This window comes from Variovorax pasteuri, assembly GCF_051216435.1.
In the GTDB taxonomy this organism is placed as follows: Bacteria; Pseudomonadota; Gammaproteobacteria; order Burkholderiales; family Burkholderiaceae_C; genus Variovorax.
Map to the genome: position 1 here is coordinate 160,949 of NZ_JBPJZS010000007.1, position 15,172 is coordinate 176,120.

Below are 15,172 nucleotides of genomic sequence, written 5' to 3' on the forward strand. Positions count from 1 at the left end.
AGCGTCAAGGCTTCCAGCGCCGCAGCAGCAGCGCATTGGCCATCACGCTCACGCTCGACAGCGCCATCGCCGCGCCGGCGACCACCGGGCTCAGCAGGCCGAAGGCCGCGAGCGGAATGCCGGCCACGTTGTAGGCAAAGGCCCAGAACAGGTTCTGCCGGATCTTCGCCACCGTGCGCCCCGACAGCTCGAAGGCCTGCGCCACCAGCGCCAGGTCGCCGCGCATCAGCGTGATGCCGGCGGCTTCCATCGCCACGTCGGTGCCGCCGCCCGAAGGCGCCATCGCCATGCCCACGTCGGCCGCGGCCAGCGCGGGCGCGTCGTTGGCGCCGTCGCCCACCATCGCGACGACGTGCCCGTTCTTTCGCAGTGCGCCGACCTGCGCTGCCTTGTCGGCCGGCAGCACGTCGGCGCGCACGTCGCCCGCATCGATGCCCAGCCGCGCCGCCATGGCCTGCGCCGCGCGCAGGTTGTCGCCGGAAATCATGACCACGCGCAGGCCGCGCGCACGCAGCGTGCGAACCGCCTCCGCGGCCTGCGGCTTGGGCTCGTCGGCAAAGGCGAGCAAGGCCTGCGCATGCGCGGTGCCTGCTTCGTCGAAACGAAGCAATGCGGACACGGTGGCGCCTTGCGACTGCAGGCCGTCGATGTCGGCGGCCTCGGGCATCGCGTCGAGTTCGCGGCACCAGCGCAGGCTGGCGATCGCCCAGTTGACGCCTTCGACGTCGCCGCGCACACCGCGACCCGGCCATGCCTGCATCGCGCCCAGCGCCGGCGCCTGCAGCTCGCGCTGCGCCGCGGCGGCCAGCACCGCCTTGGCCAAGGGGTGCTCGCTGCCGCCCTGCAGGCTCGCGGCCGTGGCCAGCAATTCGTCTTCGCTGGCCTGCACACCTGCCAGCACCACCAGCGCGGTGAGCACCGGCCGGCCGACGGTCAGCGTGCCGGTCTTGTCGAACGCGACGGTGTCGACGCGGTGGGCAATCTCCAGCGCGCGTGCGTCCTTGATGAGGATGCCGTGGCGCGCCGCCACGCCCGTGCCCGCCATCACCGCGACCGGCGTGGCCAGCCCCAAGGCGCACGGGCAGGCGATGACGAGCACGGCCACCGCATGGATGAGCGCGGTCTCGATGCCTGCGCCCGCCATCAGCCAACCGGCGAGCGTGACCAGCGCAATCACCAGCACCACCGGCACGAACACGGCCGCGACCTTGTCCACCAGCCGCTGGATCGGCGCCTTCGCCGCCTGTGCGTCCTCGACCAGGCGGATGATGCGCGCCAGCACGCTCTCGGCACCGACCGCGCGCACCTCGACGACCATGCGGCCGTCGCCGTTCACCGCACCGCCGGTCAATGCATCGCCCGGGCCCTTGGGCACCGGCAGCGGCTCGCCGGTGAGCATCGATTCGTCGACTTCGGACTGGCCTTCGATCACCCGGGCATCCGCCGGCACGCGCTCGCCGGGGCGCACCGCGAGGCGGTCGCCCACCATCACCTCGGCCAGGGGCACGTCGCTTTCCTTGCCGCGCAGGCCCACCAAGTGCGCCACCTCGGGCCGCAACTGCTGCAGCGCGCGGATGGCCGAGGTGGCCTGGCGCTTGGCGCGCGCCTCGAGCCACTTGCCGAGCAGCACCAGCGTGATCACCACGGCCGAGGCCTCGAAGTACAGGTGCGGCATCGCGCCGTGGCCTGCGTGCGCGCCGGTGGCTGAACGCCACCACAGCCACAGCGACAGCCCGAACGCGGCGCTGGTGCCGAGCGCGACCAGCAGGTCCATGTTGCCGGTGCGCGCCCTGGCCGCGTGCCAGCCGGCGCGGTAGAAGCGCGCGCCCAACCAGAACTGCACCGGCGTGGCCAGCAGCAGTTGCACCCAGGGCGGCAGCATCCAGTCTTGTCCGAAGGGGTCGCCGAGCATGGGCGCAAGCAAGGGGATCGACAACGCAATGCCGGCCGCGACAGGCGCGAAGCCGTGCCATGGCGACAGCGCCGCGGCTTCGTCGGCGGCGGTGCTCGCTGCGCGCGGCTCGTAGCCTGCGGCGCGCACGGCGCGGCGCAGGCGAACGTCCATGTCGTCGCTGCCGCCGCTGCCGGGTGTGGTCACGACGCGGGCAGACTCCGTCGCCAGGTTCACGCTCACGTCCTGCACACCGGGCACGTTCTTCAGGGCGCGCTCGACGCGCATGACGCACGAGGCACAGGTCATGCCGCCGACCGAGAGGTCGAGCGTGGCGGCGGGGGATGGCTGCAGGTTTTCCATGAGTATTTCCATGGGTAAGAGGCTAAGGCTTCACACGATGGCAAGGTCAAGCACTGGATTCCAGTGCCCCTTCGCTGGACATTGACATCGTGAGAGGGTTCAGACTGCAGCCTCTTCCCGGTCAACCATTCATCCACTTCGAAGGAGTCAGAACAATGAGCCAGAAATTCCAGGTCACGGGCATGAGTTGCGGTCACTGCGTGAGCGCGGTGCAGAACGCGGTGCAGACGGTGGACCCCGAAGCGCAGGTCACGGTCGATCTGCAGACGGGTCACGTCGACGTGCTGAGCGAACAGCCGCGCCAGGATCTCGTGGTCGCGATCGAGAACGCGGGCTACGCCGTCCAATGACGGGCACGGTCGCCATCGGCGAAGCGGCGCAGCGCTCCGGCGTGTCGGCCCGCATGGTCCGGCATTACGAAGGGCTGGGCCTGCTGCCGGCGGTGGCACGCACCGAAAGCGGCTACCGCCAGTACGGCGAGGCCGACATCCACACGCTGCGCTTCATCAAGCGCTCGCGCGACCTGGGTTTCTCGATGGAAGAAATCTCGGAGCTGGTCGGCCTGTGGCACAACCGCCGCCGCGCCAGCGCCAGCGTGAAGCGCATCGCGCAGAAGCACCTGGGCGAACTGGAGCAGCGCATTGCGGACATGCAGGCGATGCGCAACACGCTGTCCCACCTGGTGCATTGCTGCCACGGGGACGCCAGGCCGGATTGCCCGATCCTGGACGACCTCGCGAACTAGGCACTCCGCCAGGCTGCGCGCACTTCGTGTCGCTTCTCCTTCCCCCTCGCCGGGGACTGCACCCGGTGGCCCGGCAAGGCCGGTTCCACGGTGTCTCCGGAAGGGTCAGGCGCCACGCACCAGAGACAGCACCTTGCCCGCGTCCAGCGTGCGGGCCTTCTCCTGGATCGCCGGCAGATATTGGGTCTGCAGGCTCTGCCCTTCCTTGACCACGCCCGAGAACGCTTCCTTCAGCATCTGCGTGGAAAGCGTGCGGCCGCCCGCGTAGTAGCGCTTGGCCACATGGCCCAGCGCATAGGTCGAGGCAAAGCTCATCCCCGAACTCACGGCCTGGTTGCCCAGCCCGCGCAGCAGGCCGCCGCCGACCTTGCCGAGCAAACCGCCGAGCAGCTTGCGCCCGGCCTGCTCCAGGTACTGCGAGGTCAGGCCCACGCCGACCGTGGCCAGGAAGTCCTTGATGTGGCCGCTGTCGAGCTGGTAGCCGTGGGCCTGCCCGATGCGGTAGACCAGCTTCATCTGCAGCGGAATGATCGCCATCGTCGACAGCGTTTCGGGCAGCAGCTCGAGTGCGCCGTTGAGGATGGCGGCATTGAGGATCGATTTGTCGAGCTCGGCGGCGTCGGGTGCAGGCGCGCCGGGCAAGTTCGGCGACGACGACGCTGCAACCGCCGTGCCGGCCGCCGCAGCGGGCACCGCCGCCGCAATGTCTTCCGCCTGCTGCGAAAACCCGGCCGCCGACGCGTCCAGACCCAGCGACGTGCGCACGTCCGCCAGGAACATGCGCTCGGCCTGCGACTGCGTGCCGTCCGCGTCGCACACGCACACCGCCATTTCATAGGCCAGCTGCCTGGATTCGCTGCTCTTCAGCTCCGCGGCCACCGACGCCAGTGACACGCGCTTCATCAGCACGTCCTGGTAGAGCGTCGGCAGGTTCACGCCGTCGGCCTGCGACAGGCCCTCGGCGATCCGCTTGATCTCTGCGCGCTCGCGCTCGTGCTTCTCGCCATCGACAAAGGCAGCCAGCAGGCTCAGGGTCAGGATCGACTTTGTTTCTGAAGGTGTCATTTTCGACATTTGGTAATTGGAAGGACCGTGTTGGGTTGCCGAACAGGCGGGAAGGTTCCGCGCCGTGTTCTCCCCACAAACCTTGAGCAACTCTGTGGATAACCCTGGCAGTTCTGTGTAGGGGTGTTGCAAGTTGTTGATTTACAAAGGAAATCTACATATTGCCTCAATTTTGAGCAATGAATTTCTTTGCTCGAAAACCGCCTTTCGCAGATTTTCGGGAGGGCGTCAAAGGACAACTCTGGGGACAGTTTTTGCACAAGCCATGGCTTATCCACAGGGCAAAGCGGTTACCCAATGTTGTTCATTTGGCGGGTACACCTCGGAAGCGCAGCTGCGCACAGTGACGCAGGCATGACAACTCGTTGTCACATAACGGAAAAAGAGGCATGTCCACAGAAGAGTGCGACCCTTATCTACTACTACTAATTTGAATAAGAAGAATAAGAAGATAGGGAACAGGGAAAGCTGCGCGCAAAAAAAAAGCCGCGAACGGCCGCGCCGGTCCACGGCGCCTTGGGCGCAAAGCTGTCCTCCCGGTTCTCTCCCCTCGCTACCATCCGGGGCATGAGCTTCAAACCCCGGATCCTGATTGCCGAAGACGAATCGGGCATCGCCGACACCCTGCAATACGTCCTGAAAAGCGACGGATTCATTCCGGTCTGGTGCGCCACGGCCGAGGAAGCCATCGCCCAGTTCGCGCAGGAACCGCCGGCGCTGGCCATCCTGGACATCGGATTGCCCGACCTGAACGGCTTCGAGCTCTTCAAACGCCTCCAGGCGCTGAACCAGTCGATGGGCGGCCCGGAGGTACCGATGGTGTTCCTGACCGCCCGCAGCGACGAAATAGACCGCGTGGTGGGCCTGGAACTGGGTGCGGACGACTACATCGCCAAGCCGTTCTCGCCGCGCGAGCTGGTCGCTCGCGTGAGGACGATCCTGCGGCGCAGCGCCAGGAACGGTGCAGGAGCCTCGCCAGCAACGCCGGCAGCGAACCATGGGGTGCCCCCTCAAATCGCGTCGCAGGCTGCTCCAGCGAGCCCGCAGGCACCTGCAATGCCATTTCTGCTCGACAACGAGCGCATGCAGATCCGCTATTACGGCCGGCTGCTGGAACTCTCCCGCTACGAGTACGGCCTGCTGCGGCTGCTGGTGCAGCGGCCCGGGCGCGTCTTCACGCGCGACGAACTGCTGCAGCTGGTCTGGGACGACGCCAGCGACAGCTTCGACCGCACGGTCGACGCGCACATCAAGACCCTGCGCGCCAAGCTCAAGGCCGTCGCGCCGGACGTGGAGCCGATCCGCACGCTGCGCGGCACCGGCTATGCATTGAACGAAGAATTGCCCTCGAAGGCATGACATCGACCCGGGCATGCCCCCCGGCGAGGGGGTTGGAGGCCACACGAAGTGGGCAAGCCTGGGGGAGTGCCAGCCTTTGACGCGACGCACGCGGATCTTCATCGGCATCCTGCTGATCTACACGGCGGGCATCGGGCTGCTGCTCTACCGCGTCGTCTCGGACATCGATCCGCGCTACCGCGAGTCGGCCGAGGAATCGCTGGTCGAAACCTCGCAGCTCGTGGCCAGCCTGGTCGAGCAGGACGTGATTGCGGGCGCCATCAACACCGCACGGCTCGAACCGCTGTTCCGCACGGTGTACGCGCGCGAGTTTTCGGCGCAGATCTACAACCTGCACAAGAGCCGCGTCGAGCTGCGTGTGTACGTCACCGACCGCAGCGGGCGCGTGATGTTCGACTCGCTCGGCAGGCACCTGGGCGCCGACTATTCGCAGTGGAGCGACGTGAGCCGCACGCTCGCCGGCCTGTACGGCGCGCGCACTTCGCGCGACGTCGACGGCGACCCGCGCACCTCGGTCATGTACGTGGGCGCGCCGATCCGCTGGAACAACGAGATCGTCGGCATGGTCAGCGTGGGCAAGCCGGTGCAGAGCTTCGGCCAGTTCGTGGAAGACGCGCGCGCCCGCACCATCTGGGTGGGCGTGGGCTCGGGGCTGGCGCTGCTGCTGCTGGCGGTGATCGTCTCGGTGTGGCTGGTGCGGCCCTTCGGGCTGATCCGCGACTACTGGACCTGGGTGCGCGCCCAGCACCGTCTGGGCAGCCTGAGCATCGGGCGCATGGCGCGCCGCGCGGTGGACGGCGTTCGCACGGGTTTCAGCGAAATGCGCGATGCGCTGACCGGGCGCAACTACGTGGCCGACTACGTGCAGACCTTCACGCACGAAGTGAAGAGCCCGCTGTCGGCCATTCGCGGCGCGGCCGAACTGCTGCAGGAACCGTCGATGCCGCATGCCGAGCGCGAACGCTTTCTCACCAACATCGAACGCGAGACGCAGCGCATCCAGGAAATCGTCGATCGCATGATGGAGCTCACCGCGCTGGAAACGCGCCGCAGGCTGGACCGCACCGAACCCGTGGCGCTCGCCGCGCTGATCGACGACATCGCACTCAGCGCGCAGCCTGCGGCGGCCAAGCGCAACATCCGCCTGCTGGTGAACGTCCGCGACGACGCACGCACGGAAGGCGACCCGTTCCTGCTGCGCCGGGCCATCAGCAACCTGCTGGACAACGCCATCGATTTTTCACCGCGCGACAGCGAGGTGCTGCTCACGCTGGAAACCACCTCGAAGCTCGCACGCGTGAGCGTGCGCGACCACGGCCCGGGCATTCCCGAGTACGCGCAGGAAAAGGTCTTCCAGAAGTTCTATTCGCTCGCCCGGCCGCACAGCCAGAAGAAGAGCACGGGGCTCGGACTGGCGTTCGTGAAGGAGATCGCGGCACTGCACCGCGGCCGCATCGAGCTGGGCAACGCGTCGCGTGGCGGCGCGGTGGCGACGCTCACGTTGCCGCTGTTGTCGTCACATCACTGAGCGGGTCACTGACCCGTGAGGGCGCGGTACGCGTTGCGCGTTTCAGGGCTCACGGCTGCCAGCAACTGGTCGTAGGACGTGTGGTGCCGCGCCAGCATGCGCGCCGACGCCACGGTCTTCGACTTGCAGTACCAGTGGCAGGTGTGCTGCATCAGGAACAGCTCGGCCGACATGGTGAAAGCCTTCGACTTGGGCGTGCGGTTCGCATCGTTGCGCGTCACGCCGGCCACGCCGCGTGCATGGATGCGCAGCGCTTCGCGCAGGTCGAAGCTCGCGGCCGGAAGAAGCTGCGTGGCCAGCGGGAGCGCCACCGGCAGCTTGCTCACGCGCGCGATGGGTTCCGGCACGCGCGCCATCTCGGTGGAGAAGCTGTCGAGCTGGCTGGCGATCTTTTCCTCGGTGGCGTCCAACAGGTGCCAGATCTGCTGGCGGCGCTCGGCGTCGTCTTCGCCCAGGCAGCGCAGGTAGCCGGAGGTCAGGCTCTCCATGAGCCGCTCGATCTGGTAGCGGCCGAGGTGGCTGCCCAGCACGGCGATGCGCTGGCGCTGCTCCCGGGACTTGAGAATGTAGAAGCCGGCGGCAATCAATGCCACCAGGGTAAGAATTTCCATGGAATCGTGGGGAAGAAAAAGAGAAGGCGGGACGCAGCACCGAGTGTAGGCACCATGACCCGCCTGCTTTCCCCCGTTCCATGGCCTGGCGGGCTACCTGAAGAAATCCAGGATCTTGTTGCGCTCTTCGGGCTGCGGCGGCGCACCCAGTGGCGCGCCGGTGATTTCCTCCACCGGCGGTGGCGCAGTCTCGGTCTCCAGGCCCAGGCTCGCCACGTTGTGGCCCGGCGTGAAGTCGTCGAAGTACCACTCGCCGTCGACGTTCACCACGCCCGGTGGCTCTGGCGGTTGGGTCACCGGCACGCCCTGCAGCGCGGTCTGCATGTAGCCGATCCAGATCGGCAGGCTCAGGCTGCCGCCGGTCTCGCCGCGTACGCCCAGCTGGCGTGGCGTGTCGTAGCCGATCCACGCGATGCCGACCATGGTCGGCTGGAAGCCCGCGAACCAGGTGTCGAAGGAATCGTTGGTGGTGCCGGTCTTGCCGTAGAGGTCGTCACGCTTCAGGGCCTGGTGCGCCTTGAAGCCGGTGCCGTTCTTCACGACGCTCTGCAGCAGCGAATCCATGATGAAGGCGTTGCGTTGCGGAATGGCGCGGCGCGACTCGTCGAGCACCGGTGCCTCGGTTTCCATGATGACCTTGTCGCGCAGGTCGGTGACGCGCGTGACCAGGTAGGGATTGACGCGGTAGCCGCCGTTGGCGAACACCGAATAGCCCACCGCCATCTGCATCGGCGTGACCGAGCCGGCGCCCAGGCCCATCGGCAGGTTGGCGGGTTGCTTGTCCTTGTCGAAGCCGAACTTGGTGACCCAGTCTTGCGCATAGGGCGCGCCGATCGACTGCAGCACGCGCAGCGTGACCAGGTTCTTCGACTTCATGAGCGCGGTGCGCAGCGGCATCGGGCCTTCGTAGGTGCCCTCGAAGTTCTTCGGCTCCCAGGCCTGGCCGCCGTTCTCGGCGGCGTCGAAGTGCAGCGGCGCGTCGTTCACCACGGTGGAAGGCGAGAAGCCTTTCTCCAGCGCGGCCGAGTAGATGAAGGGCTTGAAGCTGGAGCCCGGCTGGCGCCAGGCCTGCGTCACGTGGTTGAACTTGTTCTTGCCGAAATCGAAGCCGCCCACCAGCGCCTTGATGGCGCCGCTGCGCGGGTCCATGCCGATGAAGGCGCCCTCGACCTCGGGCAGCTGCGTGATCTCCCAGGTGTTCTTCGGCGTGCGGGCCACGCGGATCACCGCGCCGCGGCGGATCTTGATGTTCGGCGGCGCCTTCGCGGCCAGGCCGGACTGCGCGGGCTTCAGGCCTTCGCCGCTGATCTGCACGGTTTCGCCGTTGGCGCGCACGGCGTTGATTTCCTTGGCGTCGACATCCAGCACCACGGCCGCGACCACGTCGCCGTTGTCGGGGTGTTCGGCCAGCGCATCGTCCACGGCTTCGTCGACTTCCTTCTGCTCGGTCGGCAGGTCGACGAACTTCTCGGGGCCGCGGTAGGGCTGGCGGCGCTCGTAATCCATGATGCCCTTGCGCAGCGACTTGTAGGCCGCCGCCTGGTCGGCCGCGACCAGCGAGGTGTAGACCTTCAGGCCGCTGGTGTAGATGCTGTCGCCGTACTGTGCATACATCATCTGGCGCACCGTCTCGGCCACGTACTCGGCATGCAGGCGGCTGGGGTCGGCGGAATCGCGCAGGTGCAGTTCTTCCTTCTTCGCCTCGGCCGCCTGCGCGGCGGTGATGAAGCCGGTTTCCTGCATGCGGTCGATCACGTACAGCTGGCGCGCCCGGGCGCGCCGCGGGTTGGCCACCGGGTTGTTGGCGCCGGGCGCCTTCGGCAGGCCCGCCAGCATGGCGGCTTCGGCGATGGTCACGTTCTGCAGCGGCTTGCCGAAGTAGGTTTCGGCGGCAGCCGCGAAACCGTAGGCACGGTTGCCCAGGTAGATCTGGTTGAGGTAGATCTCCAGGATCTGGTCCTTGGTGAGCTGCTGCTCGAGCCGCAGCGCCAGCAGGATTTCGTACGACTTGCGGCTCAGCGTGCGCTCCGAGCTCAGGTACACGTTGCGCGCCACCTGCATCGTGATGGTCGAGGCGCCCTGCTTGCGTCCGCCCTTCAGGCTGGCCACGGCCGCGCGCAGGAAGCCCTTGTAGTCGACGCCGCCGTGGTCGTAGAAGCGCGCGTCTTCCACCGCCAGCACCGCGTCCTTCATCACCTTGGGAATGTTCGCGAAGGGCGTGAGGTTGCGGCGCTCTTCGCCGAACTCGCCGATCAGCTGGCCTTCGCTGGAGTACACGCGCAGCGGCAGCTTGGGGCGGTAGTCGGCCAGCTCCGACACGTCGGGCAGCTTCGGGTAGATGGCCACCACGGCCACGATGGCCGCGACGATGGCCACCAGCGCGCCGGAGCCCACCACGATGGCGCCCCACCCTGCGATGCGTTTCCAGCGGCGGTTCGGATCGCCGGAACGCCCATCGTCTTCAGGGCCGTCGGGTGGGGTGGAGCTTGAACGTTTGAACATAGGAGAAAGCTAGCTAGCGAAAGGATTGGAGCCGCTGCGCGTCGCGGCGTTCCAGCATCTTGAGATCGAGCGCGACGCGCTGCGCGCCGGGGCCTGCCGCCTGGTGCGCGCAATGCATGGCATCGAAGTACTTGTCGTGGTCGAAGGCGATCAGCAGGAGGTCCACCCCGGCGTCGAGGGCCCGGACAGTGGCTTCGCAGAGACCGCGGTTGTAGGCCGCGCCCATCGTGAGATCGTCGGTGACGACCAGGCCCTGGTAGCCCCACTCGCCTCGAATCAGCTGCTGCACGATTCTGCGCGAGAAAGAGACCGGGTACAGCGCATCGAGTTCCGCAAGGATGACATGGCCCAGCATGATGGCTGCGTCAGATTGTTTCGACACTTCTTGAAATGGTTTCCAGTCTTGCGCGGCCAGACGGGCGACCGGTGTGCGCAGTTCGGCGGCGAAATGATGGGTGTCTGCGGTCACGCCGGCCAGGCCGGGAAAGTGCTTCAGCGTGCCGCGAACGCCAGCGGATTCAAGGCCTTGCGCGTAAGCGAGCGCCACCTGCGTGGTGACGGCGGGGTCGCTGGAGATGGCGCGGTCCTCGATGCGGGTGTGAAAGTCCCAGCGGCCCGGCGCACGGCCCGGCCGCAGGTCGACCACCGGGCTGAAGTTGAGCGTGACACCCAAAGCCGCCAGTGCCCTGCCCTGTTGCGCACCGTAGGCGTGGGCGCGTTCCGAGAGCTGGCCGTCGGGAATGTCCGCGTCGAGCAGGGTGGACAGCGCGGGCTGGCGTTGCACCAGCGGCGACAGGCGCGAGACGCCGCCGCCTTCCTGGTCGGTCGCGACGACGAGCGGCGGCAAGCCGGCGTCGCGGCGCAGCGCCTGCAGGCCCCGGATTTCGTCGCGCAGCTGGTCGGCGGTGCGGCCCCGCACGTTGCGCCCGGTCACGAAAATGCCGCCGATCAGTCCCTTGCGCGCGAGTTCGCGCAGGTCGTTCGCATCGTCGTAGCCAACGATGAAGTGCGCGCCCAGCGTCTGTGCGGTGGGGCCCGACATCGCAAGGACTTCGGCGCGGTGCTGGCGGGAAGCGGCCTCGTTGCACACCGTCGTGAGCAGCCCCGTGCATGCGAGGCCCAGCGCCACCGGGCGCAACGCGCCGCGCGCGAACCGCCATGCGATGGCGCTGCTTGCGGCCAGCGCTGCAAGCAGCAGGGGCAGCTCCCATTCGCGCATGAAGAGCAGGTGCGGGTCCTTCAGGTGCCAGGCCCAGAACCACAGCGTGGCCAGGGCCAGCCAGCCCAGCGCACCGCCGATGGCCCGCAGCAGCTTCATGCCGCCTGTGCTTCGGCGATTGCGGCCGGCGCCGCTTCGTTCGCGTCATTCGCTTTGCCTTGCCGCGACAGCGCATACCAGTCGACCTTGCGCGTGACCAGCATCAGCACGGCCAGCATGCCGAAGATCAGCAGCGCGCCGAGCAGCAGCGCATTGCTCTCCGAAGCCAGCAGCCCGTAGAGCGCGCCATACAGCAGCGCCACGAACGCACCGAACGACAACCCGCGCCGCCAGCCTTCGAGCACCGCGCTGAAGTACACCGCCAGCAAGGCGACGCTGGCCGTGGCTGCGCCCGCGTACGCCATCCAGAAGGCGAACTTTTCCGACAGTGCCAGCAACAGCAGGAAGAACAGCGCGATCGACAGTCCCACCAGGCCGTACTGGACCGGGTGCAGGCGCAGCTTGCGGAACAGTTCGAACATGAAGGCCGCCATCAGCACCAGCCCGATGAACAGCATGCCGTACTTGCCCGCGCGCGTGCTCATCGAATACACGTTGATGGGTTGTGCCAGCGACACGTCGAAGGTCTGCAGCGCGCCCAGGGTGCGGCGCGCGCGGCCCACGGGTTCGGCGTCGCTCCCGGGGTCGCCGCCGCGCCCGGCCAGGCCGCCGCGCACCTGCTCGCGCGCGGAGGTCACGAGCGAGGACACGCGCCAGCGTGCGTCGAAGCCTTGCGGCGTCACGCTGCGCTCGGCCGCAAGAAAGCGGCCGCCGAAGCTCGGGTGCGCCCAGGGCGAACTGAGGTGCGCGGTGGTTTCCTCGGCAATGGGCGCAATGGCCAGCGTGTCCTGCCCGACGAGGCCGAGCTTCATTTCGAAAGACACGGGGGTGTTGGCCTGCCATGCCGCCAGCGCCGCGCCGGTCAGCGGCGCGTGGATGCCGTCGGCGAACCAGGCGTCGTCGGCGATACCCGGCACGCGCTGGCGAAAGCGCAGGGGCTCGCCGCCCATCACCAGCGCCGGTGAGCCGTCGAGTCCGCGCAGGTCGCTCACGTTGAAGGCGATGAAGGGGGTCTTGAATTCGATCTTCGAATCGGTCTCGCTGCGCTGCACGGCCTTCGGGTCGAAGGCCGCGAAGCCGCCGCCGAGCGTGGCGTTCAGGGTGTAGAACGGAATCTTGAAGATGCCGCGGTAGCGCTCCTGCGGCGCCATGGTGCCTTCGATGTGCAGCTTCTCCGGGAACACCACGTGGGCCATTTCCTTGGCTCGCGCTTCCTGGCCGATCACCTTGCCCTGCGCATTGCGCTGCGGCTCCATCCAGCGCTCGACATACGGCACCAGCAGCAGCGGGCCGACCATGGTCTGGCGTCCGGCGTAGGTGGCGGCGAGTTCCTGGGCGGCTTCGCGCTGGCTGTCGCCGCGCGCGCGGTTGAGCGAGTCGATCTCCGCCAGCGGAATGCACAGCAGCAGCACCAGGAAGAACAGGCCGGCCACCTTGACCAGCATCGAGCTCTGCAGGGCTCTCAGGAACTGAAGCATTTTTTCTCTCCTCGTTGTCAGGGAAGCCGCGATGCTCGCCGCGCGATCCGAAGGCCGTGTGAAGCGCCCGCGCCGCACGGCTTCACACAGGCTTCACACAGCGGCGAATTCACGGGTTGCGACTTCAACGCGTCTTCCCACTGCCTTCTCCTGCGCTGGCGACAGTTGCCGCTGTGCAAGTTCGCACGGACAAGGACCCCCGCCATGGATGCCCACACCAACCCACGCCCCGGCCTCTGGCTCTGGCTCGCCACCGTGAGCCTGGCGACCGCGGGCTTCATCGCCATGGGCGTGCGCCCGGCCCACGCGCAGGAAGCGCCGGCCGGCGCGCGCCTGAAGACCGAGAGCCCCTACTTCTTCGTGAAGAGCGACGACCCCGCGGTCGACCGCCTGCCGCTGAAAGGCACCGAGGTCTCGGTGAAGATCTCGGGCGTGATCGCCGACGTGACGGTCACGCAGACCTACCGCAACGAAGGCCAGCGCGCCATCGAGGCGAAGTACGTGTTCCCCGGTTCGACCAAGGCCGCGGTGAGCGGCCTGAACGTGCGCCTGGCCGACCGCCTCATCACCGCGCAGATCCGCGAGAAGCAGCAGGCGCAGATCGAGTACGACACCGCGAAGAAGGAGGGCAAGACCGCAGCCCTGCTCGAGCAGCACCTGCCCAACGTGTTCCAGATGAACGTCGCCAACATCCTGCCCGGCGACGACGTGAAGGTGGAACTGCGCTACACCGAACTGCTGGTGCCGCAGTCGGGCAACTACCAGTTCGTGTTCCCGACGGTGGTCGGGCCGCGCTACAACAGCCCGCAGTCGGAAAGCGCGAAGTCGGAGAGCGCCCAGGCGAAGTGGGTCGCGCAACCGACGCTGCCGGCAGGGGTCTCGGGCACCGCGCCCGCCGCCAGCTTCAGGTTGAAGGCCAGCATCGACACGCCGATGGGCCTGAAGGAAATTCGCTCCGCCACGCACACCATCGACGTGAAGAAGAGCGACGAAGACCAGCACGCCGACATTGCGCTCACGGCCGACGGCCGCCCCGCGGACAACCGCGACTTCGTGCTCGACTACCGCCTGGCGGGCGAGAAGATCGAGTCGGGCCTGATGCTCTACAAGGGGCAGGGTGAGAACGCGGAGAACTTCTTCCTCGCGATGGTCGAGCCGCCCAAGGCCGTGGCCGCCAGTGCCATTTCGCCGCGCGACTACATCTTCGTGGTCGACATCTCGGGCTCGATGCACGGCTTTCCGCTGGACACCGCCAAGACGGTGCTCGAACGCCTGATCGGCGGGCTGCGCCCCAGCGATACCTTCAACGTGCTGCTGTTCTCGGGCAGCAACAAGATGCTGTCGCCCAGGTCGGTGCCGGCCACGCGCGCCAACATCCAACAGGCGCTGTCGACCATCCAGAACTACAGCGGCAGCGGCAGCACCGAGCTGATTCCGGCGCTGAAGCGCGTGTACGCGGAGCCGAAGGAAGACAAGGTGTCGCGCACCGTGGTCGTGGTGACCGACGGCTACGTGACGGTGGAGCGCGAAGCCTTCGAGCTGGTGCGCAACAACCTGTCGAAGGCCAATGTGTTCGCCTTCGGCATCGGCTCTTCGGTGAACCGCAGCCTGATGGAAGGCATTGCGCGCGCCGGCATGGGCGAGCCCTTCATCATCACCGACCCGGTGCAGGCGCCCGAGCAGGCCGCGCGCTTTCGCCGCATGGTGGAGTCGCCGGTGCTCACGAATGTGAAGGCGACCTTCGGCGGCCTCGACGTGTACGACGTGGAGCCGCAGGCCTTGCCCGACTTGCTGGGCGAGCGCCCGGTGATCGTGTTCGGAAAGTGGCGTGCGGACTCGAACGGACAGGCCAAGGGCCGGGTGGTCATCGAAGGCCAGAGCGCCAGCGGCCCGTACCGCGAGGAGGTGCGCATCGACAGCCGCACCCGCCAGGACACGGCCGCGCTGCGCACGCTGTGGGCGCGCCACCGCATCCAGAGCCTGAGCGACCAGGAAACGCTAGAAGGCAGCGCGGCCTTCAAGGAGCGCATCACCGAGCTGGGCCTGAAGTACAGCCTGCTCACGCAATACACGAGCTTCATCGCGGTCGACAAGGTGGTGCGCAACCTGGCGCCGCAGGACAGCGCGTCGGTGAACCAGCCGCTGCCCCTGCCGCAAGGCGTGAGCGAGCTGGCCGTGCCGACCTTGGGCGCCGAAGTGCCGAGCACGCCCGAGCCCGAATCGCTGGGTGCCATTGCCGTGGTGCTGTCGATGCTGGCCATGCTGCGCCGCCGCGCACGCCGCAACGACGCGCGCCGCTTCACGTCCTGAAC

General features: G+C 67.5%; 11 protein-coding genes. 5 read left to right on the forward strand and 6 right to left on the reverse strand.

Translation table 11 applies throughout. The features are described from left to right. Positions 1-4: 4 nt before the first annotated feature. Positions 5-2,266 carry a heavy metal translocating P-type ATPase gene (locus tag ACSFBM_RS23915; protein ID WP_435486604.1) on the reverse strand — a complete coding sequence of 754 codons (2,262 nt, stop codon included), beginning with the start codon at positions 2,264-2,266 and terminating at the stop codon, positions 5-7. Positions 2,267-2,409: 143 nt separating this feature from the next. Here ACSFBM_RS23915 and ACSFBM_RS23920 point away from each other — a divergent pair, with 143 nt between their 5' ends. Both ACSFBM_RS23920 and cueR read left to right on the forward strand, forming a co-directional pair. Further along, a complete protein-coding gene (locus tag ACSFBM_RS23920; protein WP_435486605.1) occupies positions 2,410-2,604 on the forward strand; it encodes a heavy-metal-associated domain-containing protein in 195 nt (64 codons plus the stop codon). Beyond that, positions 2,601-2,999: a Cu(I)-responsive transcriptional regulator gene (gene cueR / locus ACSFBM_RS23925; RefSeq protein ID WP_435486606.1), complete on the forward strand. Its 399-nt coding sequence runs from the start codon at positions 2,601-2,603 to the stop codon at positions 2,997-2,999. Before ACSFBM_RS23920 ends, cueR begins: the two co-directional genes overlap by 4 nt. 105 nt (positions 3,000-3,104) lie before the next feature. On the opposite strand, the gene ACSFBM_RS23930 is transcribed toward cueR, so the two are convergent. Further along, positions 3,105-4,064, reverse strand: a complete 960-nt coding sequence (locus tag ACSFBM_RS23930; RefSeq protein ID WP_435486607.1) for a YcjF family protein — start codon at positions 4,062-4,064, stop codon at positions 3,105-3,107. Between the two features lie 567 nt (positions 4,065-4,631). Between ACSFBM_RS23930 and creB the strand changes: the two genes are divergently transcribed. After that, positions 4,632-5,423, forward strand: coding sequence for a two-component system response regulator CreB (gene creB, locus ACSFBM_RS23935; RefSeq protein WP_435486608.1), 792 nt, complete (start codon positions 4,632-4,634; stop codon positions 5,421-5,423). 76 nt (positions 5,424-5,499) lie between these two features. Beyond that, positions 5,500-6,951, forward strand: coding sequence for a two-component system sensor histidine kinase CreC (gene creC, locus ACSFBM_RS23940; protein WP_435486609.1), 1,452 nt, complete (start codon positions 5,500-5,502; stop codon positions 6,949-6,951). Positions 6,952-6,956: 5 nt separating this feature from the next. Here the strand turns inward: creC and ACSFBM_RS23945 are convergent, their stop codons facing one another. The 4 genes from ACSFBM_RS23945 to creD all read right to left on the reverse strand — a co-directional run bounded on the left by ACSFBM_RS23945 (position 6,957) and on the right by creD (position 12,860). Beyond that, positions 6,957-7,562 (reverse strand): hypothetical protein, encoded by a 606-nt coding sequence (locus ACSFBM_RS23945; RefSeq protein WP_435486610.1) that lies wholly within the window; start codon positions 7,560-7,562, stop codon positions 6,957-6,959. Between the two features lie 93 nt (positions 7,563-7,655). Next, complete coding sequence (locus ACSFBM_RS23950) at positions 7,656-10,064, reverse strand: penicillin-binding protein 1A (RefSeq protein WP_435486611.1); 2,409 nt, start codon at positions 10,062-10,064, stop codon at positions 7,656-7,658. Between the two features lie 13 nt (positions 10,065-10,077). After that, positions 10,078-11,382, reverse strand: coding sequence for a glycoside hydrolase family 3 N-terminal domain-containing protein (locus tag ACSFBM_RS23955; protein WP_435486612.1), 1,305 nt, complete (start codon positions 11,380-11,382; stop codon positions 10,078-10,080). Beyond that, positions 11,379-12,860 carry a cell envelope integrity protein CreD gene (gene creD, locus ACSFBM_RS23960; protein ID WP_435486613.1) on the reverse strand — a complete coding sequence of 494 codons (1,482 nt, stop codon included), beginning with the start codon at positions 12,858-12,860 and terminating at the stop codon, positions 11,379-11,381. Before creD ends, ACSFBM_RS23955 begins: the two co-directional genes overlap by 4 nt. A 204-nt stretch (positions 12,861-13,064) precedes the next feature. Between creD and ACSFBM_RS23965 the strand changes: the two genes are divergently transcribed. Next, positions 13,065-15,170, forward strand: a complete 2,106-nt coding sequence (locus ACSFBM_RS23965; protein ID WP_435486614.1) for a VIT and vWA domain-containing protein — start codon at positions 13,065-13,067, stop codon at positions 15,168-15,170. Positions 15,171-15,172 lie beyond the last annotated feature (2 nt).